Origin of the sequence: Collinsella sp. AF36-3AT (genome assembly GCF_003475205.1) — a bacterium.
Taxonomy (GTDB): Bacteria; Actinomycetota; Coriobacteriia; order Coriobacteriales; family Coriobacteriaceae; genus Collinsella; species Collinsella aerofaciens_AF.
This window is the reverse complement of sequence record NZ_QROZ01000005.1, coordinates 45,177-69,065: the sequence shown is the minus strand read 5'-3', so window position 1 is coordinate 69,065 and position 23,889 is coordinate 45,177. Positions and strand designations below refer to the sequence as shown.

General features: G+C 61.9%; 20 protein-coding genes and 1 tRNA gene. 7 read left to right on the top strand and 14 right to left on the bottom strand.

All coding sequences use genetic code 11. The features are described 5' to 3' along the window. Window positions 1-304: 304 nt before the first annotated feature. A complete protein-coding gene (gene bilR, locus DW003_RS05970; RefSeq protein ID WP_233540044.1) occupies window positions 305-2,335 on the bottom strand; it encodes a bilirubin reductase, long form in 2,031 nt (676 codons plus the stop codon). Between the two features lie 448 nt (window positions 2,336-2,783). Beyond that, window positions 2,784-2,860 (bottom strand) — tRNA-Met (locus tag DW003_RS05965). A gap of 197 nt (window positions 2,861-3,057) precedes the next feature. Between DW003_RS05965 and DW003_RS05960 the strand changes: the two genes are divergently transcribed. Then, a complete protein-coding gene (locus DW003_RS05960) occupies window positions 3,058-3,831 on the top strand; it encodes a type III pantothenate kinase (RefSeq protein WP_118388070.1) in 774 nt (257 codons plus the stop codon). 84 nt (window positions 3,832-3,915) lie between these two features. On the opposite strand, the gene DW003_RS05955 is transcribed toward DW003_RS05960, so the two are convergent. The 4 genes from DW003_RS05955 to DW003_RS05940 all read right to left on the bottom strand — a co-directional run bounded on the left by DW003_RS05955 (window position 3,916) and on the right by DW003_RS05940 (window position 8,643). Further along, window positions 3,916-5,112, bottom strand: a complete 1,197-nt coding sequence (locus DW003_RS05955) for an ATP-binding protein (RefSeq protein WP_118388068.1) — start codon at window positions 5,110-5,112, stop codon at window positions 3,916-3,918. 250 nt (window positions 5,113-5,362) lie between these two features. Further along, window positions 5,363-6,064, bottom strand: a complete 702-nt coding sequence (locus DW003_RS05950) for a hypothetical protein (RefSeq protein WP_118388066.1) — start codon at window positions 6,062-6,064, stop codon at window positions 5,363-5,365. Next, complete coding sequence (gene folP / locus DW003_RS05945; RefSeq protein WP_118388064.1) at window positions 6,065-7,795, bottom strand: dihydropteroate synthase; 1,731 nt, start codon at window positions 7,793-7,795, stop codon at window positions 6,065-6,067. Between the two features lie 95 nt (window positions 7,796-7,890). After that, window positions 7,891-8,643: an NAD-dependent protein deacylase gene (locus tag DW003_RS05940; protein WP_117840347.1), complete on the bottom strand. Its 753-nt coding sequence runs from the start codon at window positions 8,641-8,643 to the stop codon at window positions 7,891-7,893. 114 nt (window positions 8,644-8,757) lie between these two features. On the opposite strand from DW003_RS05940, the gene DW003_RS05935 reads away from it, so the two are divergent. After that, window positions 8,758-9,576, top strand: a complete 819-nt coding sequence (locus tag DW003_RS05935; protein ID WP_118388062.1) for an exodeoxyribonuclease III — start codon at window positions 8,758-8,760, stop codon at window positions 9,574-9,576. A 536-nt stretch (window positions 9,577-10,112) separates the two neighbouring features. Here the strand turns inward: DW003_RS05935 and DW003_RS05930 are convergent. The 3 genes from DW003_RS05930 to DW003_RS05920 are packed head-to-tail and all read right to left on the bottom strand — an operon-like array spanning window position 10,113 to window position 13,361. Beyond that, the gene (locus DW003_RS05930) at window positions 10,113-10,826 is read right to left on the bottom strand and encodes a DUF6580 family putative transport protein (protein ID WP_118388060.1); all 714 of its coding nucleotides are present in this window, start codon (window positions 10,824-10,826) and stop codon (window positions 10,113-10,115) included. A 4-nt stretch (window positions 10,827-10,830) separates the two neighbouring features. Beyond that, complete coding sequence (locus tag DW003_RS05925; protein ID WP_118388058.1) at window positions 10,831-12,474, bottom strand: ABC transporter ATP-binding protein; 1,644 nt, start codon at window positions 12,472-12,474, stop codon at window positions 10,831-10,833. Further along, complete coding sequence (locus DW003_RS05920) at window positions 12,474-13,361, bottom strand: energy-coupling factor transporter transmembrane component T (protein ID WP_233545527.1); 888 nt, start codon at window positions 13,359-13,361, stop codon at window positions 12,474-12,476. Before DW003_RS05920 ends, DW003_RS05925 begins: the two co-directional genes overlap by 1 nt. Before the next feature lie 199 nt (window positions 13,362-13,560). Between DW003_RS05920 and glmU the strand changes: the two genes are divergently transcribed. The 5 genes from glmU to gltA all read left to right on the top strand — a co-directional run bounded on the left by glmU (window position 13,561) and on the right by gltA (window position 19,605). Beyond that, complete coding sequence (glmU, locus tag DW003_RS05915; RefSeq protein WP_117637148.1) at window positions 13,561-14,973, top strand: bifunctional UDP-N-acetylglucosamine diphosphorylase/glucosamine-1-phosphate N-acetyltransferase GlmU; 1,413 nt, start codon at window positions 13,561-13,563, stop codon at window positions 14,971-14,973. Window positions 14,974-15,165: 192 nt separating this feature from the next. Beyond that, a complete protein-coding gene (locus tag DW003_RS05910; protein WP_089573682.1) occupies window positions 15,166-16,152 on the top strand; it encodes a ribose-phosphate pyrophosphokinase in 987 nt (328 codons plus the stop codon). 224 nt (window positions 16,153-16,376) lie between these two features. After that, window positions 16,377-17,006 (top strand): aminoacyl-tRNA hydrolase, encoded by a 630-nt coding sequence (gene pth, locus DW003_RS05905; RefSeq protein WP_187361907.1) that lies wholly within the window; start codon window positions 16,377-16,379, stop codon window positions 17,004-17,006. 359 nt (window positions 17,007-17,365) lie between these two features. Then, window positions 17,366-18,205 carry a sulfide/dihydroorotate dehydrogenase-like FAD/NAD-binding protein gene (locus DW003_RS05900; RefSeq protein ID WP_006235793.1) on the top strand — a complete coding sequence of 280 codons (840 nt, stop codon included), beginning with the start codon at window positions 17,366-17,368 and terminating at the stop codon, window positions 18,203-18,205. Then, complete coding sequence (gene gltA / locus DW003_RS05895) at window positions 18,196-19,605, top strand: NADPH-dependent glutamate synthase (protein WP_022094914.1); 1,410 nt, start codon at window positions 18,196-18,198, stop codon at window positions 19,603-19,605. Before DW003_RS05900 ends, gltA begins: the two co-directional genes overlap by 10 nt. 462 nt (window positions 19,606-20,067) lie before the next feature. Here the strand turns inward: gltA and DW003_RS05890 are convergent, their stop codons facing one another. Genes DW003_RS05890 through DW003_RS05870 form a run of 5 tightly spaced genes read right to left on the bottom strand, consistent with a single transcriptional unit; the run spans window position 20,068 to window position 23,769 of the window. Continuing rightward, window positions 20,068-20,691 carry an AAA family ATPase gene (locus DW003_RS05890; protein ID WP_117766315.1) on the bottom strand — a complete coding sequence of 208 codons (624 nt, stop codon included), beginning with the start codon at window positions 20,689-20,691 and terminating at the stop codon, window positions 20,068-20,070. Between the two features lie 48 nt (window positions 20,692-20,739). Next, complete coding sequence (locus DW003_RS05885) at window positions 20,740-21,378, bottom strand: amino acid ABC transporter permease (RefSeq protein ID WP_035136551.1); 639 nt, start codon at window positions 21,376-21,378, stop codon at window positions 20,740-20,742. A gap of 3 nt (window positions 21,379-21,381) precedes the next feature. Next, complete coding sequence (locus tag DW003_RS05880; RefSeq protein WP_035136546.1) at window positions 21,382-22,128, bottom strand: amino acid ABC transporter permease; 747 nt, start codon at window positions 22,126-22,128, stop codon at window positions 21,382-21,384. 25 nt (window positions 22,129-22,153) lie between these two features. Further along, window positions 22,154-23,029: a transporter substrate-binding domain-containing protein gene (locus DW003_RS05875; protein WP_117766317.1), complete on the bottom strand. Its 876-nt coding sequence runs from the start codon at window positions 23,027-23,029 to the stop codon at window positions 22,154-22,156. 8 nt (window positions 23,030-23,037) lie between these two features. Beyond that, window positions 23,038-23,769 (bottom strand): amino acid ABC transporter ATP-binding protein, encoded by a 732-nt coding sequence (locus tag DW003_RS05870; protein ID WP_117766319.1) that lies wholly within the window; start codon window positions 23,767-23,769, stop codon window positions 23,038-23,040. Window positions 23,770-23,889 lie beyond the last annotated feature (120 nt).

The following is a 23,889-nucleotide window of genomic DNA, read 5'->3' as shown; positions in this document are numbered from 1 at the left end:
CGATTATTTACGCTGGTAGCTGACTCGCAGCCAATCGTCATTCGCCTGTCAACAAAATTGACACCTCTTTATGTCCTTTGGCATAGAGGATATAGTTATTAACCCCTCCCCCAATAATTTTGAGTAATCGGCAAGGCAGTAGACGTCCTTACTCCTCATGATTACCGCGCATTGCCATCCACCGAAGCAAAACAAAAAGGGCGGGGCCTGCTGCGCTTGCAGGCCCCGCACCGGTTGACACCCGACGGGACACAGCCGGGCGAGGCGGATCCGTGCTACCGCCCCGCCTGGCCGCGATGTTCAACTACAGCTCGTTGGCCGCGTGATACGCCGTGCGAATGGCGCTCGCAATGTCGGCGGTGCGCTCGCCCGAGCAGTCGCCCACGCAGGTCACGGGCACCGTCACGCCATCCAGGTCAAACGCGTTGGCCTTGGAGCCCACGGCCATCACCACGTAATCGCAGGCGATCTTCACCGGCTCCTCGGGGCCGTCCTCGGTGGTGTGCACGGCCTCCACGCCCTCGTCGGTAACGGCGGTCAGGCGGGTCTTAACGTGCTGTTCCACGTTGTGGGCGGCGAAGTCGCTCATGATCAGCGGCAGAATGGTCTCGGACTCGCCCGCGGCAATCTTGTCGAGCATCTCGACGATCGCCACCTCGCAGCCGTGCTGCAGCAGGTACTCGGCAGTCTCGGTGCCCACCAGGCCACCGCCAATGACGGCGACGCGCCCGCTGAGCTCCACCTTGCCGGCCAGCACGTCCCAGCTCGAGACGACCTTGTCCGAGTCGGCACCCGGAACGGGGATGACCACGTCGTGTGCGCCCACGGCCACAATCGCGGCGTCGGCGGCGTTGAGATCCTCGGCCGTAGCGGCATGGTTAAGCTCGACCTTCACGCCCAGGCCGGGCAGAATCTTCTCGTAGTACTCGACCGAGCGCATGATCTCGTCCTTGCGCGGAGGCGCGGCTGCCAGCACAATCTGGCCGCCCAAGTGATCGCTCGCCTCATAGACGGTCACGTCGTAGCCGCGCTTGGCCGCCACGCGCGCGGCCTCCAAGCCGGCAATACCGCCGCCCACCACGGCGACCTTCTTGTCGCCCTCGCCCGGCTTGATGGCGATGGTCGCCTCGTCGCCGTTCTCGGCATTGAGCACGCACGAGATGTACTTGCGGTTTTGAATCGCGTCGACGCAGCCCTTGTTGCAATTGAGGCACTCGCGAATGGGCTCACCCGTGGCGGCCTTCAGCGCAATGTCGGGGTCGCACATGAGCGAGCGGCCGTACGCGATGATATCGGCCGAACCGTCTTCCAGAATCTTCTCGCCGGCCTCGACCGAAACAACACGGCCGACAGTGGCCACCGGCACGGAGACCAGGGCCTTGACGCGCTCGGCCACGGGCAGCGTCCAGTTGTAGGGCATGGCGCCCATGGGCGGAATGGTGTCGCCCATGTTGCCGGTATGGTTGGCCTGTGCAACCTGGATCATGTCGATGCCGGCGCCCTCGAGCAGCTTGGCAAACTCGCAGGCCTCATCGGGCTGCAGGCCGCCCTTGCCGCGCGGCGTGCCGTCGGGGTTCTCCATGATCACGGGGAGCTTGTACTCCACCATCAGCTGCGGCGCGGCTTCCTTAATGGCGGCGACAACCTCGAGCGCATAGCGAACGCGGTTCTCGAACGAGCCACCGTACTCGTCGGTGCGCTGGTTGAGGATGGCCGAGCACAGCGAACCCACCAGACGGTCGCCGTGAACCTCGATGGCGTCGATGCCGGCCTGCTGCGCGCGGGCGGCCGAGGCAGCGATGGCCTCCTTGATCTGGGTGAGCTGCTCTACGCTCGCCTCGTTCACAAAGTGCTGCATGTCGTGGTGCAGCTTGGCGTAGGCCTGCTTGCGGATCTCGTTGGACTCGGCCATCTTGGCGGCAAAGGTCTCCTCGTCGCCGGCGGCCTTGGCCTCCTGCGCAGCCTTGGCGGCGGCCATGGAACCCATGACCATGCGGCCGACGCCGGGCACGTCGTACTCGGGGTGGAACAGCTGCAGCGCGACCTTGGCGCCGTGCTTGTGAACGGCGTCGGCCAGCGCCTTAAACGTGGGGATCTGGGCGTCGGTCGCTAACTTGGGCGTGGGGCTTGCGGTCATAACAGGAGCAACGTCGCCGATGACGATGTAGCTCACGCCGCCACGGGCCAGGCGCTCGTAAAAAGCCAGGCTGCGCTCGCCAATGGAACCGTCGCGCTCCTCGTAGCCGGTGGTCAGCGGCGGGAACATAATGCGGTTTTTAAGCTCAAGGGGGCCAACCGTAATGGGCTGGAGCAGTTTGGATGCGGGTGCGGTCATGGACATTCCTCTCTTGTAGGCGCGGCGGCGATGTTGCCGCGTAGTTGTTTAGAGGATATGGCATGGGAGCACAGTGGCGCAACGGAAATCGGCAGACAGCAGGTAGCGGCAGGTGGATGGGGCGGGGCGGCCCGTCGGTTTGTCTCGATCTGTAACAGTAAGACCCTATTTTGCCGAGCAACTGTTACAGATTGAGACAAACCAATCTAGCCTGCCGAAAGATCTAGATCTGTAACAGTTACTCAGTAAAAACCGTCCCTCGTGTTACAGATTTAGACAAACCGTCCAGGCGGGGACTCAACATCTCAATCTGTAACACCTAGCCGCCCAAATCGGGTCTAGATGTTACAGATCGAGATTTTGTTTGAGAGGCTGAGAATTGGACCGAAAAACACGGTCCCGGAATAACAAAAAAGCTCGCCGGCTAGGCCGACGAGCTGCAAGTTCTTGGTCGCGGGGGCAGGATTTGAACCTACGACCTCCGGGTTATGAGCCCGGCGAGCTACCAGACTGCTCCACCCCGCAATGTCTGGGCGCCTCATGTGCGCAAGAAAGAATATTACGTGGGAGTTCGGTAAACGGCAAGGAAAATCTCGTAGAGCATAATTCCTTCATATTTAAAACCCCTCAGCCCATATCGCCGTGAACGAATCGCAGCCGAGCGCCGCCGACGGCACGTATACAATGGTGCGCGTCCTTTTACGCCGACACCTGGAGTAGACATGCTGCTCGCTATCGATATGGGAAACACGCAGACGGCCATGGGCCTGTTTGACGGAGACAAGCTGGTGCAGTCGTGGCGCATGCCCACCGACCGCTCCTACACCGCCGATGAGATCCACGTGCGCCTGATGGGCTTCTTTAAGATGTACGACCTCTCGCTCGGCGCGGTCGACGCGATCGCCTTTGCTGGCGTGGTGCCGCAGCTCTCGCGCGAGTGGCACGCCGTGGCCGACCGCATCGCGGCAGACGCCATCGTCATTGGGCCACAGACGGCCGCGGTGACCAAGCTGCGGGCGGCGCGCCCCCAGGCCGTTGGTGCCGACCGCATCGCCAACGCCGTCGCTGCCGAGACCTTCTACGGCGCCCCGGCGATCGTGGTGGACTTTGGCACCGCAACCAATATCGACGTCATCGACGAGGACGGCTATTACATTGGCGGAGCGATTGCGCCGGGCATCCGCATCTCCATGGACGCGCTCGCCGCCCGAGCCGCCAAGCTCGCCAGCGTTCCGCTCGAGGCGCCCGAGCACGCCATCGGCCGCGACACCGAGGAATGCATCAAGGTCGGCGCCGTGATGGGCGCCGCCGCCATGGCCGAGGGCCTGGTCGCTCGCATGAAGCGCGAACTGGGCCGCGAGGATGCCACCGTTATCGCCACGGGCGGTCTCGCCGGCATTGTCGCCGATTCGACCGATGCCTTCGACGTGGTCGACGGGCAACTCACCATCAAGGGCATCTGCGAAATCTACCGCCGCATGCAGGAGCTGGGATAGAGTAAACGCCAGGTCGCAGCAACCAGCCGCCAATCCTATTCCTCAAAATCGAAAATTTTTCAGTTTTGAGGAATAGGATTTTTGCTAAGCCTCGCCGCACAACCACCTCGCCAGGTCCACGATCTGCACCCCATCGCGATCCGTGGCCTCGTGATGCGTGCGGGCAAGAATCATCTTGGGATACGCATCGCCAATGCTCAGCAGTGGCGAAATCTCGCGTTCAAACGTCTTATCCGAGCTGATGTCGTCGCTCACCTGAATGTAGAGCTTCTCGCTTCGCTTGATTGCTACAAAGTCTATTTCCTTTTTATAGAGCACACCGACGTATACCTCGTATCCGCGGCGCAGCAGCTCGATGGCCACCATGTTCTCGTATACGCGTCCCCAATCCATATCACGTGTACCAAGCAGTGCGTATTTGAACGCGTGGTCTGCCAGGTAATACTTCTCGCCGCTCTTAAGGTATTTTTTGCCGCGAATGTCGTACCGACGAACTTTATAGAAGGCAAGCGCATCGCACAGGTACCCCATGTACGTGCCGACCGTCTTGTTCGTAATCTTTAGCCCATCCGCATTCAAAACATCTGTAATGTTGCGTGCCGACGTTATGTTGGAGACGTTGTCCATCATGTAATCGGCAATGCGCAGCAGTGCCGATTCGTTTCTCACGTTATGCCGCTGCACGATATCCCTCACGATGAGCGTTTTGAAGACATTGGAGAGATATTGGTAGCGCTGCTCCTGCAGTGGATAAGGGTAAGAGCCGGACATACCGCCGATTCTCGCGTACCCATCGAAGTCGCGATCGACCTCGCCCTCGTCACTATAGAGGCGATACTCCTCAAACGAGAATGGGAAAACCTCGATCTCGAACGTACGCCCCGTAAAGAGCGTCGACAGATCGCTCGACAGCAAAAAGGCGTTCGATCCGGTGATGAAGATGTCGTACTGCTCGGATGCATGGAGGCTGTTGATCGCGCGTTCAAAGCCGTCGCACATCTGAACCTCGTCGATAAGCAGGAAGTTTTGCTTGTCGGACACTCGATGCTCTTTCACATAGGCGAGCAGGGCATGATATTCGAGCAGGCCCTCGAACTCGTCGAGGTTGTAATTGATATGGATGACATTCGAATTGGACAGATTTGCCTCCACGTAATCGCGGAGGGCCTCGAGCAATTTTGACTTACCGCTACGGCGAATGCCCGTTATGACCTTGATGTCCGGTACGCCAATAAGGCTCGTCAACGTGTCCATATATGACGTTCTATTGATGAGTTTCATTGGTGCCTCCCTGCGGTCTTCTATCGCTATTCCTCAAAAACGAAAATTATTCAGTTTTGAGGAATAGACTCTGCAACGAATATACCTCGTTAAAGGCCGAGCTGGCTTAATTCTATTCCTCAAAATCGAAAGATTTTCAGTTTTGAGGAATAGGGTGCTGACAACCCATTCCCCAGACAACAAGACCCTCCCCGGCACAGCCGAGGAGGGTCTTGTTGTCATCGCTATCTTTGAGCGCGGGCGCCTCGCGTTACAGCCCGCGAATCCGTACAGCCTCAGGCGGAAACTCCTGCTCGCCGGCATCGGTCTTGATGGTCGCGCGGCCCCAGATGTCCAGGCCCGCAAACACACCGACCGCAAGCGGCAAACCGTTGGGCGACACCGCCGCAACCTGACGACCCAGCAGCGGCACCATATCGAAGTACTCACCCAGCACCGGAGCCAGCGGGCCGGCAGCGCCCTGCGGCGTGTTGGCGGCAACCGCCCAGGCGTCAACGCGGGTCAGCACAGCGGCGGCCAATGCCTCGATCAGCGCCTCATCTGCCATATCCACGCCAAGCTCACCCAGCGCCGCACGCTCAATATCAACCGTCACCGCGGCAAACATGCCCGCAGCACCGGCACCGCCGTTCACGGCAACACGCGCGAGCGACGTCTCAAACGCAGGCGCACCGCACACGATATCGCTCGGCCACTGGATACCCACTTTACCGGCAAGGCCCAACCCCGGCGTCGAAGCCGTGCCCACGAGCGCGTCCATCATGCCCATCGCGGCCACAAACGGCAGGCCGTGGAAGGCGTGCATGTTCACATCGGGGCGCACAACCAGCGAAAACGTCAGCGAACCATCGCCCACGCTCCACGCGCACCAGCCCGCGGACACGCCCTCGCGGCCCGCGTCACGCGCCGCGTCGAGCTCGGTGCCAGCGGCAACAGCATTCATCTCGATCATCTACATACGCCCCAATTCGCCCACGATATGGCCCACGCGATCCTCGGGCTCCTTGACCTCGACGCCGTTGTAGCGGAAGAACCGCGCCGGGTCGTGCATCAGATCCTCGAGCGGCACCAGCACAAAGTCACGCTCGCCGATCAGCGGATGCGGCAGGCGCAGCTTTTTGCCGCCGTGGGTCTCGCCGTCCATCCACAGCAGGTCCAAGTCGATGGTGCGCGGACCGTTGGCCTTGGCCTTTTTGGAGCGGTCGCGACCCAGCTCGGCCTCGATCTTCATGAGCTCGTCGAGCAGCACCAGCGGCGCCAACTCGGTCTTGATCTCGATGACGGCGTTGGCAAACGCGTCCTGGCGCGTCTCGTAGGCCGGCTCGCTCTCGTAGATCTTGGAGGAGTTGGACACGCAGGTAAGTGGAATCTCGGCGATCATGTCGCGTGCGGCGCGGATGTTGTCGCAGCGATGCCCCAGGTTGGAGCCCACGGCCACAAACGCGCGGCGCGGCTGCGGCTTGGCAACCGCCCAGTAGCCATTCAGGAACTGCGCAAAGCCCGCGGCGTCGTGCACGCGCACGATGTTGGCACCGGCCTGGATGGCGCCCAGGCACACGCCAAACGTAGCGGCATCGCGCTCGGCGGCCTCGGTCACGCCCGAGACGGCGCCCACAAAGCGCTTGCGCGATACGGCGCACATGAGCGGATAGCCCAGTGACGCCATCTTGGCAGTCTCGCGCTGGATGACGATGTCCTCGTTGGCCGTCTTGCCAAAGCCCGGACCGGGATCGATGCAGATGCGGTCGCGCGACACGCCGGCGTGGATGAGCGCGCGGGCCTGGTCGGACAGAAAGCCCATGACGCGGCGCATGATGGGCGCCGAATCGGGCAGGGTGAAGCGGCGGAGCTGCGAGGTGGGCACGTAGGCTTCCTCGCGGCGGGCGCTGCGGCGCATCATGGCGGCCAGGCGGTCATTGGGCTCCGATGCGGCCTCGGTGGCCTCGGGCGCGGGCGCGACGGTCTCGGCGGCAGCAGCCTGCTCGGCGGCCGGCGTCTCCTGCTCGCTTGCAGGCTCGGTCGCGGGCTCAGGTTCGCCAAACGGCAACGAGGGCTGCACCACGCCACCCGGAAGCTTGGCCTCCGGCTTAGGCTCACCCAGCAACTTGCCGCGACGGCGGCGAGCCGGCTTCTCGGCCTCACGCGCGGCCTCGGCAGCCGCCTCGCGCGCCTTCTCGGCAACAAACGCCGCCGCCGAGGTATCGAGCTGCACCGTTGCGTGCGTGCGGGTAGGCGCGGCGACCTCGCCGGCATGCATCACGATGACACCGCAGGTGCTCGTCTTAACAAACTCGACCATCTTGGGGTCAGTGAAGCCGGTCACGTCGTTGACGATCGAGGCGCCGCAGCGCACGGCCGCCTTGGCAACCGCCACGTGACGCGTGTCGATCGAGACGATGGCGCCCTCTTTGGCCAGCGCGCGCACCACGGGCAGCACGCGGCGAGCCTCCTCGTCGGGATTAACCGGGGTAAAGCCGGGGCGCGTGGACTCGCCGCCTACGTCGATGATGTCGGCGCCGGCGTCGAGCATCGCCAGGCCGTACTCGATGGCGGCATCCGGGTCGAAGTGCTCCCCGCCGTCGCTAAACGAATCGGGCGTCACGTTGAGGACGCCCATGATGCGCGGACGGTCAAAGCTGAGCTCATACTTTCCGCACCGCCATGTCTTGCTGTCGTTCGCCATGAACATCCTCCTAAAATGCCCACGCCGCCGAGCTTGGGGAGCTGGCAGCGGGGTCGCTTTGCACTCAGTCTTTCTATTGTATCCGCGCACACGGGCTAGAACGCAAACGCGGCCGCGATGTCGCAAGAAATCAGCAGGTCGGCATTTGCATCCTGATCGGTGGGAGCAAGGTTGCATATGGCCAGCGTATCGCCGGTAAAGTAGCGTGTAAGGCCCGCCGCCGGATACACCACGAGCGAGGTCCCGCCTACAATGAGGGCATCGGCCGCGGCGATGGCGGCAACGGCGCCGGTCAACACATGCTCGTCGAGCGGTTCTTCGTAGAGCACCACATCGGGCTTGATGCGACCACCGCACGCGGGGCACACGGGCACGCCCGCGGCGTCCTCGTGCTCGCGCGAGCAAATCCACTCGGCGCTATAGACCGCTCCGCACGACTGGCAAATGTTGCGATGGACCGATCCGTGCAACTCAAACACGCGCTGCGAGCCCGCCATCTGATGCAAGCCGTCGATGTTTTGCGTCACCACGACATCGAGCTTGCCAGCTCGCTCCAGCTCGGCGAGCTTGGTGTGACAGCGGTTGGGCTTAGCGTTAAGCGCGATCATCTTGGTGCGGTAAAAGTCGAAGAACTCCGCCGGATGCGTCTCGTAAAAGCTGTGCGAGAGCATGGTCTCGGGCGGGTAGGCAAACTGCTGGTGATACAGGCCGTCAACGCTGCGAAAATCGGGAATGCCGCTTGCCGTGGAAACACCAGCGCCACCAAAGAACACCATGCGCTTGTGGGTATTGAACAGCTCCGCCAGCGCGGCGGAGGCCTGCTTGGGATCTGTTATCGCTTGCGTCATGTTTGTCCTCCGTCCATGTTGGTCGGGGCGGCTGCGATTGCGCCGTCGCCCACGGAGCCCACCCCGCCCCTGTTGCGTTAATCTTAAGCCTGCCAACCCCGTCGAAAGGACACCATGCCTCAGACTTACACTTTCGCCTCGTGGAACGTTAACGGCCTGCGCGCCGTGCTCAAAAAGGACCCGAGCTTTACCCAGATCGCACAGGAACTCGATGTCGATGTCCTAGCGCTGCAAGAAACTAAACTGCAAGAAGGCCAGGTGCAGGTCGACCTGCCCGGCTATCACCAAACCTGGAGCTACGCCGAGCGCAAGGGCTACTCGGGCACCGCGGTCTTTAGCCGCCAGGAACCGCTGCGCGTGCTGCGCGCCGACGCGCTGCTGCCCCACGCCGGTGAAGGCGAGGCAGCCGAGCTCGTTGCCCAAGCCGCGACCGAGGGTCGTGTCTGCGCGCTGGAGTTCGACAAATTCTGGTTTGTGGATGTCTACACGCCCAACGCGCAAAACGAACTCGCCCGCATCGACGTGCGCATGGCCTGGGACGATGCCTACCGCGGCTTTTTGAACGCGCTCGAGCGCGAGACCGGCAAACCCGTGGTAACCTGCGGCGACTTTAACGTGGCACACGAGGAGATCGACCTTAAGAACCCCAAGTCCAACCGCGGCAACGCAGGCTTTTCGGACGAGGAGCGCGGCAAGTTCACCGAGCTGCTCGACGCCGGCTTTACCGATACCTGGCGCGCGGCAAATCCGAACGTCGAGGGCGTCTACAGCTGGTGGAGCTACCGCTTTAATGCCCGCAAGAACAACGCCGGCTGGCGCATCGACTACTTCCTGGTAAGCGACGCAATCGCCGGCAACGTACGCGACACCGGCATCCGCGGCGACATCTTCGGCAGCGACCACTGCCCCGTCACCCTCGCCTTGGAGCTCTAACCCCCAAATGGTCCCCCCCGGGGACGGAGGAAAACGGACCATTTTCACCTCGCGGGGGCATCCACGCGACCCGCTTGCCACGAAACTGGCCCATCTACTACGTTTAAGCCACTACCCTCAACCACAGCGAACAACGCAAAAAGAAAACCGCAGGTAGAAAGCCTGCGGTTTTTCATAAAACGCGGTTGTGTTTGGGGGTGTCGGGCCAAACGTAGTAGATAGGCCGATTCCGTGGCGGGCGGGTTCAGCTGATTCCCCGGGGATGTCTGGAGACGGAGGAAAACGGATCAATTTGGCTCTTGATGGCCACGATGCCCGTCTATCAACCGGCCATTTCAAAACTATGCCGGTTTACGGGGCTAAATCGCAAACCCCCAACCATACGCAATTCCGAAATAATAAAACCACAGGTAGACGGCTTGCTCCATTTCGAAAAAAGCCGGTATGGTCTGCCTGTGCCAATCTAGCCCCGTAAACCGGCATAGTTTTGATATGACACCAAGACAGTATTGGTTCTTGCCTCGACGCAACCACCACTACAGCCCGTACTTCACGACGACGCGGTTGATGCGGCGACACCAGGGCTTGTACAGAGCGGCCAAAAACACGCAGGTCGCGAGTCCGTGCGTGATATCGAACGGTACGGCGGTGGCAAGACGCGCTATGGCGCCCGTCCACGTGAGCGGCTGCACAAAACCGATGATGTCATACGCGTTGATCACGACGCCATACAGCAGGCCCGACGCAAAGCCATACGCCAACAGCGCCGGCATTCGCACGGTTCCATCGGCGCGGTCAAACGCGCCCGCATGCGCCAGTGCGCCACCGATATAGCCCACCAGACCCCAGGCATACATCTGCCACGGCGTCCACATGCCCTGCCCAAAAAAGAAATTGCTGGTCAGCGCTGCCAACGCGCCGACCATAAAACCATTGCGACGGCCAAGTGTCGCACCCGCGATAATGGCGATAGCGCTCACGGGCTTAAAATCGGGAATGGGCCCAAACAGGATGCGCCCCGCCGCGGCCAGCGCCGCCAGCACCAGCGTGGGCATGATCTGGCGCAGGCCTGGACGTGATGTCTCATAGCCCGCAAAAAACAGTGCGAGCACGAGCGCCACTACAACCAGCATGGCAAGCGCCGCCTGCTCAATGCCCGCCAGCAACGCCGCAGTCATCACTGCCGGCACCGCCAGGAGCAGCGGGATCTCCAGTTTTGCGAGTAGGCGCACGATGCGATAATCCGCCATCCCATCACGCCCTATAAAACACGTTGTCGGCAAAGAAGTCGGCCGGGGGCTCCACGCAGGCAATCTCGCCGTCAAACATCATGGCGACGTCGTCGGCGACCTGCTCGGCAAAGTCCAAATCGTGCGTAGCCATGATGACGGTGCCGCCAGCCTTCGCATGGTCACGCAGGGCGCGGGCGATGATGCGGCGGCTCTCCAGGTCCAAGCCCTTCGTGGGCTCGTCAAGCAGCAGCAGCTCGGGGCCAAGCAGCAGCAGCTTTGCCAGCGCGAGCAGCTGGCGCTGTCCGCCCGAGAGGTCGTAGGGGTGACGCGTCTCCAGGCCGTCCAATCCCAGTTGCGCCGCACGCTCCCGCGCCAAGTTCTCGTCATATCCGCAGGTCGAGGCCCATTCCATCAGCTCATCGCGAACCGTCTCGGCAACCAGCAATGCTTTGGGATTCTGAGGCAACAGCGCCGCCGAGGCCGCTCCGCGCACCATGCGGCCGCGCTGCAGCTTGGCGGTCTTGGCCAGCACCGAAAGCATCGTCGACTTGCCGCAGCCGTTTCCGCCCACGACTGCATGCACCGCGCCAGCCGAAAACGACGCATCGAGCCCGCGCAGCACCCAACCGCCCGCGCGATCGTAGCGAAACCAGCCTTCCGACAGGGTGGTAGCCGACCCGCCGTGCATTTTTTGGAGTATTCTGCTCCCATCCGTGCGCGGGAAGGCTTCCGAGCCGTTCTCGAGCGACGTTTGCGCCACAAATTCGGACGATTTGTCCAATTCCGAACTTTTTTTCGCGCTCGATACGTCCCCGGGCGGCTCCAGAGAGCCCAAATTGTCCTCACGCCTGCTGAATACTCCGTTTTTTGCACATCGGACGGCACCCCACCCCAACATGTCGTCGGAAAACAACGATTCTCGGCGTCCCAAAGAAGCCATATCCGCCACCTCGCGCACGCGACCGTCCTCAATCCGGTACGCACACGTCGCATACTCGAGCATTGGGCGCGGTTGATGCGTAGCCACAACAACCGTGCAGCCCAACTCACGGTTCACGCGAAACAGCGCGTGCAGAAAATTCTTCTCGGCAACGGGATCGAGCTGAGACGTGGGCTCGTCGAGCAGCAGCACACGCGGACGCAGCGCCAGGACGGCCGCCAACGACAGCAGCTGCTTGCGGCCGCCCGAAAGCGTGTCAGTATCGCGATGAAGCCAGTCCTCCAGACCAAAGAAATAGCTGGTCTCAGCTACGCGACGGCGCATCTCATCACGTGCTAGCCCCAAGTTTTCCAGGCCAAACGCCATCTCGTGCCACACGGTTTCGCACACGATCTGGTTCTCGGGATCCTGGAACACATAGCCCACGCGCTCCGCCGATGCCCGCACGTCCATGTCGGCAACGTTCTCGCCCAGCACGCGCGCATCACCAGTGCGCTCGCCCGCCGGCGCGATCTCGGGCTTGAGCAGCGACAGCAGCGTCGACTTACCCGATCCGGTACCGCCAACAAGCAGCGCAAATGCACCTTGGGGAACACGCCAATCAAGCCCCTCGAGCACCGGTGCCTCGGCCCCGGGATAGGCAAAACTAAGGCCCTGCACCTCAATCGCCGGAATATCCGGGCCGCACGCCGCGCCCGACACCGGGCCCCTATCCAACCGAGCCATCAGCCAAACCTCTTCTCATCAATCGCGTGCAACGCGCAAGGCAGCATCATCCAGGCAGCGTACACGACATAGCCCAGCCACGGCGCCGGCACCGAGAGCTGCGGATAAAACGAATACTGCGTCGTCGCGGTCCACGCCACCGCCACCGCGACAGCACCAAACAGTGCGAGCCCGGCCAGCGCGGCAACGTCGCTGCGCCCCAGTCGATACCGCGTATACGTCGTACGATGCGTCGCGGCACCCCACCCGCGCGAGCGCATCGAGTCCGCGCGCTCCAGCGAATCTTCCATGCCCCAGCCCATCAACACGCTCGACGCCCGCAGGCGCGAGCGTACGGGGTCGGCCGGCGCGCGGCCCGGCACATCGATCGCGTCCTGCACCGCCAGCACCGTGCGGCCGCGGCGCAAAAACTGCGGGATAAGCCTCATGCACATCGAGATCATGAGCGCAATCACCGGTGCGGCATTGCCCAGCAGCGCGAGCACCTTGTCGTATTCGAGCATCGACGCCGCCGCCTCAAACCACAGCACGCTCGCCACAAACAGCCCGCCCATGCACAGGCCGTATACCATGCTCTCCAGATACACCGCGCGCATGCCAATACGGAACAGCTCCGTCGAGCCCGAGGCGCTAAACAGCGGATTGAGCACCGCGACGATCAAAATCACCGGCAGCTGCCAGCGGAGCGCGCCCAGCGTGCGGGCAGCCCCACGCGTCGCAAATCCATACGCCAGCCCGCCCGCAAGTGACAGCGCAATCAGTACCGGCTGCATCGAGAACATAGTGAGCCCCAGCGTCAGCACTATATAGAGTGCCGGCACAGCCGGATGCGACATCGAGAATGCCGCGACGGGCTCGCCGCCAAACTCCTCTCGTATGTTGTCCACGGGCACCCCCGTCCCCTCGCTCAAACAACAGCTCCGCAGCACCGCCAACGCCGCACGCAAGCAGTGCAAACGCCACGCCGGCGGCGCAAGCCTCAACCGCCGCAAACCAATCGTTACGCGCTCGTCATATGCCTGCGGTATCATATTGCGCCGTGTATCGTTTCCAAACACACGTCTCTATAACGTAACAGGAGATCACATGGACGCAACCGCAATTATCCTCGCTGCCGGCGAGGGCACCCGCATGAAGTCGAACCACTGCAAGGTTTCGCACAAGATCCTGGGTAAGCCCATGGTCCAGTGGATCGTCGACGCTACCATCAAGGCCGGCTGCAGCCGCGTCGTGGTTGTCATCGGCAGCCACGCCGACGAGATGCGCGCCCTCATCGACGGCGCCTACGCCAACAGCGCCACCAAGGTCGAGTGCGTCGAGCAGACCGAGCGTCTGGGCACCGGTCACGCCGTGAAGGTCGCACTCGAGGCCTGTGGCATCACGCAAGGCCCCGTCGTGGTGCTCAACGGCGACCTGCCGCTCATCACCGCCGACACCGTCGCCAAGTTCGCGCAAACCGTCGCCACCGGCGAGCTCGCCTGCACCGTCATGACCATGACCCCGCCCGATCCTTTCGGCTACGGCCGCATCAAGCTGGGCGCCGATGGTCAGATCGAGCGCATCATCGAGCAGAAGGACTGCACGCCCGAGCAGGCCGCCACGCTGCTGGAGTGCAACGCCGGCTGCTACGCCTTTGACGGCGCGCAGCTCGCCGCCCACATTAACGAGATCGGCAACGACAACGCGCAGTCCGAGTACTATCTGCCCGACATGCTCGAGATCCTCAAGGGCCACGGCCAGGCTGTCTCCATCTTCCACTGCGACGACTACCGCGACGGCCTGGGCGTCAACAGCCGCATCCAGCTCGCACAGCTCACCGCCATCGCGCGCGACCGCATCAACGAGCACTGGATGGCCGAGGGCGTTACCTTCATCGACCCCACGCAGGCCTGGATCGGCCCCGATGCCGTTATCGGCCGCGATACCGTCGTGTGGCCGCAGACGCACCTGATCGGCCACGTCACCGTGGGCGAGGAGTGCCAGCTCGGCCCCAACAGCCGCCTCACCGACACCACCGTCGGCAGCGGCTGCGTCATCGACGAGACCATCGCCATCGAGGCCGTCATCGAGAACGGCGTCGACTGCGGCCCGCGCGCCTACCTGCGCCCGGGCACCCACATGCTCGACGGATCCAAGGCCGGCACGCACGTGGAGATCAAGAAGTCCACGATCGGCGAGGGCTCAAAGGTGCCGCACCTGTCCTACATCGGCGACACCACCATGGGCTCCGGCGTCAACGTGGGCGCGGGCTCCATCACCTGCAACTACGATGGCGTGCACAAGCACAAGACCGTCATCGGCAAGGACGCCTTCATTGGCTCCGACACCATGATGGTCGCGCCCGCCCAGATCGGCGACGGCGCGCTCGTGGCCGCTGGCTCCGTCATCACCGAGCCGGTCCCGGCAGACGCGCTCGGTCTGGGCCGCGCCCGTCAGGTAAATATTGAGGGCTGGGCCGCCGATTACCGCCGCCGCCTGCACGAGGACGACGAGGTATAACGTTTTACCAAGCACAAAAGGAGCTGCTCCATGGGGGCGGCTCCTTTTTCTATCGTGACCTGCGCAACCGGATGAGTGGTCGGTTCGTGTCCGTTGGCGGTAAAGACGTTATCAGGACCCGATAAACCCCGCCGCGCGGTTACAATGCAACAAGGCATCTATATGGCATTCGATGTATAAAGGAGAAGGGTAATGCCGATTAATGATCCCGAGAAGTCGGAGAATATGCGCAAGTCCATCCGCGTGTATTCCGGTTCCTCCAACCGTCCCCTCGCTCAGAAGATTGCTGAGTACCTTGGGGTCGAGCTTTCGGGCCTTACGCTAAAGCAGTTCGCCAATGGTGAGATTTACGCCCGCTACGACGAGACCGTCCGCGGCGCCGACGTCTTCCTGATTCAGTCCGTGGCCGGCGGCAATGTCAACGACATGCTCATGGAGCTGCTCATCGCCACCGACGCTGCCAAGCGCGCATCCGCCCGCTCCATCACCGCCGTCATCACCCACTACGGCTATGCCCGCCAGGACCGCAAGGCCGGCCCGCGCGAGCCCATCACCGCCCGCCTCGTCGCCAACCTGCTCGAGCGTGCCGGCGTCAACCGCATCATCACCCTCGACCTGCACCAGGGCCAGATCCAGGGCTTCTTCGATATCCCGGTTAACCACCTGTCCGCACTGCCGCTGTTTGGCCAGTACTACAACGACATGCACTTCGACACCGACAACCTGGTTGTCGTCTCCCCCGACGTGGGTCGCGCCAAGGCCGCCAAGAAGCTGTCCGACATGCTCGGCTGCGACCTGGCCATCGCCCACAAGGGCCGTCCGCGCCACAACGCCGCCGAGGTCATGGGCATCATCGGTGACATCAAGGGCAAGACCTGCATCATCAACGACGACATGATCGACACCGCTGGCACCCTGTGCGCCAACGTCAAGGAGCTCAAGGCAATGGGCGCCGGCGACATCTACGTGTGCGCCACCCACGGCATCTTCTCCGGTCCTGCCATCGAGCGCCTGAACGATGCCCCCATCGTCGAGTGCGTCGTCACCGACGCCATCCCCGTCGAGGTCGGCGGCAAGATCAAGACCATCTCGGTCGCCGAGGAGTTCGCCCAGGCCATTTCCGCCGTTTACCACGAGGAGCCCGTCTCCACGCTCGTCGGCGGCGACTTCGCGCTGTAATCGCATCGTCCTTGCAACCCGGCGCATCACCGCCGGAACAGAAGAAACCCCCGCGCTCCCCCTTGCTTCGCAAAGGTCGCGCGGGGGTTTCTTCTGTTCCGGCGGCTCGCTCTGCCGCGGCCGTGCTTTTGTCTGGTGGGATTTCACTGAAACAAGGTCTCGGCTTCGGCGGGCGTGGTAGCCTTTGTCGTTGAACGAACTACTTATGTAACGAAAGGAAACCTATGGCAGCTGCACAGCCGCTTAAGATTCGCATGGTTGCCGGACTTGGCAACCCGGGTGAGGAATATGCCGAGACCCGCCACAACGCCGGCTTTAAGGCGATTGACGAGCTGGCCCGTCAGGCCGGCGTCACGTACTGGAAAAACCAGGCCGGCGCCGAGGTCGCACTCATCAACATCAACGATCCCGAGGAAGAGGGTGGCAAGCGCCAGATCGTGCTGGTCAAGCCGCAGTCGTATATGAATACCTCGGGCGGACCCATCTCCAAGCTCTGCCGCGAGTACAAGATCAAGGCCGAGGAGCTGCTCGTCATCCACGACGAGCTTGACATTCCCGCCGGTGACGTGCGCGTCAAGGTGGGCGGTGGCCACGCCGGCCACAACGGCCTGCGCTCCATCATCGACAAGATGGGCAGCCGCGACTTTAGCCGTATCCGCACCGGCATCGGCAACCCTCCCGGCAAGATGGCCGTGGCAGACTATGTGCTCAAGCAGCTGCGCGCCCGCGAGGCCGAGGACTTCCAGGACGCCTGCGCCCGCGCCGCCGACGCTGCGGGCCTCGCCATCGTGCACGGCGTGATCTATGCCCGCGACCACGTCAACGGCTCCGCCTCCGCCAACGGCAAACACTAAAACCTGCCATTTAGGGATGTTTATTTTGGCAGGTTTTATCTGCGGAAACGCCGCGGCGGCCGCGTCGCAATAAACCCTGTGCCGCCATACATACGCAACGCTCCAAAGGGGGCCGGCCTCACCGATGCGCGAGGCCGGCCCCCTTTGCCGTTTTGCCTGATAAAACCTGCCAAAATAAACCTGTCCCTTTTTGGTAGGTCACTTTTCCCACCTGCCGAAGATACACGCAAGCGACATGCCCATGAGGGTATAATTTGCACCGTATGTCTGCACATCGCCTGTGCGCGTACGGTTCTAATCGGGCTGCCGTCTATTTCCGTGGAGGCACGGTTCGGTCGCCCTAACAAGAGAGGGGTTCTATGTATAAGATCCTGGAGAAGACGCAGTTCTCTGAGAAGGTGTTCAAGTTCCGCATCGAGGCGCCCGCTATCGCCAAGCATGCGCACGCTGGACAGTTCCTCATGGTTCGCGCCAACGAGACGGGCGAGCGCGTCCCGTTTACCCTGGCCGGCTGGAACGGTGACGAGGGCTGGGTCGAGTTCATCTTCATGGTGATCGGCAAGACCACCGAGATGCTGTCCACCTACGAGGCCGGCGAGTCGCTGCGCGACGTCGTGGGCCCGCTGGGCGTTCCCACCGAGATGGCCGAGGGCCCCTGCGCCGTCATTGGCGGCGGCGTCGGCCTGGCAATTGCCTTCCCGGTCGCCAAGCACCTGGTCGAGACCGGTCACGAGGTGCACGCCATCATGGGCGCCCGCACCAAGGACCTCCTGCTCATGGAGGACCAGTTCCGCGAGCTCCTCGACGAGGACCACATCCACATCACCACCGATGACGGTTCCTACGGCGAGCAGGGCGTTGTCACCGCTCCGCTGGAGCGCCTGCTGCAGGACAAGGCCGTGAGCCAGGTCTTCTGCGTCGGCCCCGTTCCGATGATGAAGTTCTCGACCCTCACCGCCCAGAAGTACGACACCCCCATCACCGCGTCCCTCAACCCCATCATGGTTGACGGCACCGGCATGTGCGGCTGCTGCCGCGTCGAGGTGGGCGGCGTGACCAAGTTCGCTTGCGTCGACGGCCCCGACTTCGATGCCACCCTGGTCGACTGGGATGACCTTCGTGCCCGCCAGGCCGCTTACCGTTCCGAAGAGGGCGAGTCCCTCAAGGCCTATGAGGAAAAGAGCTGCGCATGCCACTAGTTAACGGTCGTTTCGTTGCCGATATGAAGTCGCCCCGCACCCCCGATAACGAGGAGCCGGCTGCCGAGCGCGCCTGCGACTTCCGCCCCGTCGACAAGGGCTTCACCGAAGAGATGGCGCTGGCCGAGGCCGAGCGCTGCCTCAACTGCAAGAAGCCGTTCTGTGTTGAGGGCTGCCCCGTCAACATCAACATTCCCCGCTTTATCGAGCAGATCCGCGCGAAGGATTTCGGCGGCGCTCTCGATACCATTCGCGAGGACTCCATGCTTCCCGCCATCTGCGGCCGCGTCTGCCCGCAGGAGAACCAGTGCGAGGGCAAGTGCATCCGTGGCAAGAAGTCCGAGCCCGTGGCCATCGGCCAGCTCGAGCGCTTCCTGGGTGACCGCCCCGAGCTCGCCTCCACGCCCAAGATGGCCCCCAAGAACGGCAAGAAGGTCGCTGTCGTCGGCTCCGGCCCGTCCGGCATCACCTGCGCCGGCGAGCTCGCCCGTAACGGCTTTGACGTTACCGTCTTTGAGGCCTTCTTCACCGGCGGCGGCGTGCTGGTCTACGGCATCCCCGAGTTCCGTCTGCCCAAGGCGGTCGTCAAACGCGAGATTGACGGCCTGGAGGACATGGGCGTCAAGTTTGAGTACAACTCCGTCGTGGGCAACATGGCCACGGCCGAGGAGCTGTTCGAGCAGGGCTTCGACGCCATCTACGTGGCGACCGGCGCTGGCCTGCCCAAGTTCCTCAACGTCCCCGGCGAGAACCTGCCCAACGTCTTCTTCGCGAACGAGTACCTCACCCGCGTGAACCTGATGAAGGCCAACAAGTTCCCCGAGTACGACACCCCCACCAAGCACGGCAAGAACGTCGTTGTCTTTGGCGGCGGCAACGTGGCCATGGACGCCGTCCGTACCGCCAAGCGCCTGGGCGCCGAGCACGCCATCATCGCCTACCGTCGTACCGAGGACGAGATGCCCTGCCGTCGCGCCGAGCTGCACCATGCTAAGGCCGAGGGCGTCGAGGTTCTGCCGCTCGTCTCCCCGCTCGAGTTTGTCGCTGGCGAGGACGGCTCCGTGTGCGCCGTCAAGGTCCAGAAGATGGAACTCGGCGAGCCCGACGAGTCCGGCCGTCGTCGCCCGGTGCCCATCGAGGGCGCCATCGAGGAGATCCCCTGCGACGTCGCGATTTCGGCTATCGGCACCAACGCCAACCCCTTCGCAAAGAAGATCGGCGGCAAGATGGAGCTCAACAAGTGGGGCTACATCGTCGCCGACGAGGAGACCGGCCAGACCACCGATCCCCGCATCTGGGCCGGCGGCGACATCGTCACCGGTGCCGCTACGGTCATTCTGGCGATGGGCGCCGGCAAGAAGGCCGCCGCTTCCATCACCAAGAGCCTGCTGGGCGAGTAATCACCTACAGCGCTAGCCACCAAACGGCAAAGTCCCCGTCGAGCACACGCCCGGCGGGGACTTTTTTCTATGCCGGCCGCCCGACCACCACAAAGGGGACAGGCACCTTAGTGGTGGTTTTGGACTTGCCTGATCGTTTTGTCTCAATCTGTAACAGTTGGAGTCCGTTGAGCCCTGCAGTTGTTACAGATCGAGATATTGTGCCGGCCGCCCACGCCGCATCTCAATCTGTAACAGTTAGAGACCAAATATGCCGCCTGGTGTTACAGATCAAGACGTTGGGCTGACGGCCGAACGGTTCATCTAAATCTGTAACAGTTAGAGCCATTTTCGCTGGCTTGGTGTTACAGATCGAGACTATGCAAAAGCCGAGGATAGGCACTGCCGCCAAGGCCTTTCCCTCGGCCTAAAACAAAAACCACCACAAAGGTGCCTGTGTCCCCCTTGTGGTGGTTTGGTCGGTTAGTCTTCGAGCTGCGCTACTTTGTAGCGGTAGGCAGCGGCGATAACGTCTTTGCAGCCCTCGCGGCCCAGCTTGGCGCGGTTGACGACGATGTCCTTACCGCTCGTCATCTTCCACTTGCCGGCGCTATAGCGCTTATAGAACGCCTCGCGCGCCTTCTGCTGCTGCTTGACCAGCTTGGCGCCCTTCTTTTTGTTAAGGCCACGCTTCTTGCGCACAATCTCGACGCGATCCTCAAAGGGTGCGGTCACCAACACAGCAATGTGGTTGGGGTTGTTACGCAGCAGATAATCGGACAGACGACCCTCGATAATGCAGCTCTCGGTCTCGCCCAGGTCCAAGATCACCTGGCTCATCTTTTGGAACAACTTATCCGAGTACGAACGCGCATCGTAGCGGTCGGGCAGAAACGCCATGTTCTCCACAGCCAGACGCTCGTCGTAGGCGGCCATCTTATCGAGCGACTCGCCCGCGCGCAGCGACGCACGCACCAGCAGCTCGTTGTCATACAGCGGAATCCCCAACTCGTCGGCAAGCATGCGACCAATCTCGTGGCCCTCGGCGCCAAAGTCGCGCGCGATGGAAATGACCACAGGATTCTTCTTATTCTCCAGATCGCTCATCGCGATTCCTTTCTCTATGTGACAAAGGGGCTGTCCCTTTGCCACATTCTACGCTGCCACCATTCGCCTCTGATATGCCCTCACCAGCAGCGAGATACCAAAGTTGAGCACAAAGTACATCGCAAACACCAGGCCGTAGAGCATAAGCACCTGCGACAGATCGATCGCGTGGGCCATCACAACATTTGCCGTGTACATGAGCTCGGCCACGTTAATGCCCGAAAGATACGAGCTGTCCTTGATGACGGTCGTGCACTGGCTAAACAGCGCCGGGATGATTGTCTTAAACGTCTGCGGCAGAATGATGTAGCGCATGGTGGCAAAGAAGCCAAAGCCCTGGCTCTGCGCTGCCTCAAACTGGCCGCGCGGAATCGAGTTGAGGCCGCCGCGCACAATCTCGGCCATAACAGCGCTGGTAAACAGCGTAAAGGCGATGGTCGAAATCACAATGTCCAAACCCTGCACCGTAAAGTAGATAAACAGGATCCACAGCAGGTTCGGCGTGCAGCGGAACAGCTCGATATAGGCGCTCACCAAAATACGGAACGGACGGGGCGCATAGCTCTTAACGAGCGCCAGCACCGTGCCAAAGATGAGCGAGAAAAAGATCGACAGTACCGAGATCTCAATGGTCTTAACAAAGCCGCCCCAAATGTAGAGCAGGTTGGTCGCGTTGAAGATTTCCATGCGCTAGGCCTCCTCTACGTTGTCGAGTCCCAGCTCGGCCAGGCTCACGCCGCGCGGACGCTCCTTGGAGCGGCGCTCGAGCCACTGCACCAGCATGGCGAGCGGAAAGCAGATGATGAAATACATAAGGCAGCAGACGATGTATCCCTGCAGGTACCCGTACAGACTCACAAAGTTGTCGGAACGGTACATAAGGTCGCCGCCGGCCACAAGCGCCAGCACCGACGTGTTCTTGACTAGGTTGAGTGCCTGGTTACACAGCGGCGGCAGAATGATCTTGAACGTCTGGGGCAGCACGATGTACCAGTAGGCCTGCGCACGGGTGAAGCCCTGGCTCTGGGCCGCCTCCATCTGACCGCGCGGAACCGCCTCGATACCGGTGCGGATGACCTCGGAAATGTAGGCCGCGTGATACAGGCCCACACCCAAGAAGCCCAGCACGAACGGCGCAATGCGCACCGGCTGGTCGGCACCGGTTATGGCCTGCAAAAACTGCGGACCGGCCATGTACATAAAGAGCACCTGCACGGGCAACGGGGTGTTCTGGTAAAACTCCACGTACACGCGGCTTATGGCGCGCAGCACGCGCGAGCGAGTGGTAGAGAACACGCCCAGCAGCGTGCCCAGCACCAGCGACAGCAGCAGGCCGGCAACGACCACTTGCAGCGTCACGCCAAAGCCCTCCCAGAAGGGCCCCATGTTTTGAAATGTCGTCGACCAACGGTCGGCGTCAAATAATCCTTCGAGCATTTGATTCCTTCCTTGGACGATGCGCCTATACAAGACCCCAGGTCTTGACCTCTTGGTCGAGCCAGCCATCGGCCAGGCGATCGCAAATCACCTGATCGACCACGGCCGAAAGGTCGCAGTCCTTCTTGGTCGCCACGCCGTAGCCCTGCTCGCCAAACTTGACCTCGGGCTGCAGCAGCTCGACGGTCTCGTTCATATAGCCGGCCAGCGTGGAGCGGTCCATGGCAAAGACGTCGATATTGCCGGCGTCGAGCGAACTCTTGATGATGGGGTAGCCGCTAAAGGCCCTAAACTCGGGCTTACAGGTAAAGCCGTTGTCCTTGATCATCTGCTCGATCAGGCCCTGCGTGGTGGCACCCTGGCTCACGCCGATGACCTTGCCGTCCAGGTCCTCAATCGAGGTAAAACCCGAACGCTTCTTGACCATGAGTCCCACGTAGTCGGTGCGATACGGCGTCGAGAAATCCCAGCTCTTCTTGCGCTCGTCGGTGATGGTGTAGGTTGCCGCGACCACGTCGAGCTGGCCGTTATCGATCAGCGGGCCGCGCGTCTTGGGCGTTACATCGGTAAACTCGACCAGCTCCTGGGCGCGGGCCTCCTTGTAGCTCACGCCAAAGACGGCAGCGGCGATTTGGTAGCACAAATCGACTTCCATGCCCTCAAAGCGACCCTTGGCGGTGTCGTAATAACCGTAGCCGGGAACGTCTTTCTTGACGCCGGCGTTCAGGTGGCCACGCGACTTGATGGCCGCAAGCTTGGACCCCTTGTCGGAGGCCTCGCCGCTGGTGGAGTTGCCGCAACCGGTGAGCGCAGTCCCCGTCAGCGCGAGCATGCCAGCGCCCGCCAGCTGCAAAAAGTGACGGCGCGACACGGCCGCCCTCGTCATATCCGTCATGTCCATCACCGCGCCTAGTGCAGAATCTTGGACAGGAACTCGCGGCAGCGCGGGTTCTCGGGGCTATCGAAGAAGTGCTCGGGCGTGCCCTCCTCAAGGATGCGGCCGTCCTCCATAAAGATGACGCGGTCGGCCACCTGGCGCGCAAAGCCCATCTCGTGCGTCACGCAGATCATGGTGATGTCCTCCTGCGCGAGCTCAATCATAACGTCCAGGACTTCCTGCACCATCTCGGGGTCGAGTGCCGAGGTCGGCTCGTCAAACAGGATGATGGGCTGCTTAGTGCACAGGGCACGGGCGATGGCGATGCGCTGCTGCTGGCCGCCCGAGAGATTCTGCGGATACTCGCCGGCCTTATGCGCCATGCCGACGCGCTTGAGCGCTGCGATGGCGATCTCGGTCGCCTCCTCCTTGCTCTTCTTTTGCAGCTTGATGGGCGCGAGCGTCAGGTTGCCAAGCACCGTCATGTTGGGATACAGGTTGAACTGTTGAAACACCATGGAGCTGTACTTGCGAGCCATCTCCAGGTGATTCTTCTTGGTAAGCGGCGTGCCGTCGATAATGACCTCGCCCGACGTGGGCTCCTCAAGATAATCGACGCAGCGGATGAGCGTCGACTTACCCGAACCAGAGGGCCCGATCATTACGAGCTTCTCGCCGCGCTTGACGGTGAGGTTGATATCTTTGAGCACATGCAGGTCGCCAAAGTACTTGTTGAGATGCTTAATCTCGATCATGTCTGCCATGAATGTCCCTTCCCTGCGTTTACACGAGTTGAACTATTGTACGGAAAGAACCACGTTTCCGCAGCCCACACTACATTCCCGTAAAGAACCCGCAATCTTCCACCTGCTCGTTGGCACTCA

Excerpts from the sequence above, each read along its gene's own strand:
- DW003_RS05910 (WP_089573682.1), top strand. The coding sequence starts at position 15,166 with ATGCCGATTAATGATCCCGAGAAGTCGGAGAATATGCGCAAGTCCATC.
- DW003_RS05930 (WP_118388060.1), bottom strand. The coding sequence starts at position 10,826 with ATGGCGGATTATCGCATCGTGCGCCTACTCGCAAAACTGGAGATCCCG.
- bilR (WP_233540044.1), bottom strand. The coding sequence starts at position 2,335 with ATGACCGCACCCGCATCCAAACTGCTCCAGCCCATTACGGTTGGCCCC.
- gltA (WP_022094914.1), top strand. The coding sequence starts at position 18,196 with ATGCCACTAGTTAACGGTCGTTTCGTTGCCGATATGAAGTCGCCCCGC.
- DW003_RS05955 (WP_118388068.1), bottom strand. The coding sequence starts at position 5,112 with ATGAAACTCATCAATAGAACGTCATATATGGACACGTTGACGAGCCTT.
- DW003_RS05935 (WP_118388062.1), top strand. The coding sequence starts at position 8,758 with ATGCCTCAGACTTACACTTTCGCCTCGTGGAACGTTAACGGCCTGCGC.
- DW003_RS05925 (WP_118388058.1), bottom strand. The coding sequence starts at position 12,474 with ATGGCTCGGTTGGATAGGGGCCCGGTGTCGGGCGCGGCGTGCGGCCCG.
- DW003_RS05960 (WP_118388070.1), top strand. The coding sequence starts at position 3,058 with ATGCTGCTCGCTATCGATATGGGAAACACGCAGACGGCCATGGGCCTG.
- DW003_RS05870 (WP_117766319.1), bottom strand. The coding sequence starts at position 23,769 with ATGGCAGACATGATCGAGATTAAGCATCTCAACAAGTACTTTGGCGAC.
- DW003_RS05885 (WP_035136551.1), bottom strand. The coding sequence starts at position 21,378 with ATGGAAATCTTCAACGCGACCAACCTGCTCTACATTTGGGGCGGCTTT.
- DW003_RS05950 (WP_118388066.1), bottom strand. The coding sequence starts at position 6,064 with ATGATCGAGATGAATGCTGTTGCCGCTGGCACCGAGCTCGACGCGGCG.
- DW003_RS05880 (WP_035136546.1), bottom strand. The coding sequence starts at position 22,128 with ATGCTCGAAGGATTATTTGACGCCGACCGTTGGTCGACGACATTTCAA.
- pth (WP_187361907.1), top strand. The coding sequence starts at position 16,377 with ATGGCAGCTGCACAGCCGCTTAAGATTCGCATGGTTGCCGGACTTGGC.
- DW003_RS05875 (WP_117766317.1), bottom strand. The coding sequence starts at position 23,029 with ATGGACATGACGGATATGACGAGGGCGGCCGTGTCGCGCCGTCACTTT.
- DW003_RS05900 (WP_006235793.1), top strand. The coding sequence starts at position 17,366 with ATGTATAAGATCCTGGAGAAGACGCAGTTCTCTGAGAAGGTGTTCAAG.
- folP (WP_118388064.1), bottom strand. The coding sequence starts at position 7,795 with ATGGCGAACGACAGCAAGACATGGCGGTGCGGAAAGTATGAGCTCAGC.
- DW003_RS05940 (WP_117840347.1), bottom strand. The coding sequence starts at position 8,643 with ATGACGCAAGCGATAACAGATCCCAAGCAGGCCTCCGCCGCGCTGGCG.
- DW003_RS05890 (WP_117766315.1), bottom strand. The coding sequence starts at position 20,691 with ATGAGCGATCTGGAGAATAAGAAGAATCCTGTGGTCATTTCCATCGCG.
- glmU (WP_117637148.1), top strand. The coding sequence starts at position 13,561 with ATGGACGCAACCGCAATTATCCTCGCTGCCGGCGAGGGCACCCGCATG.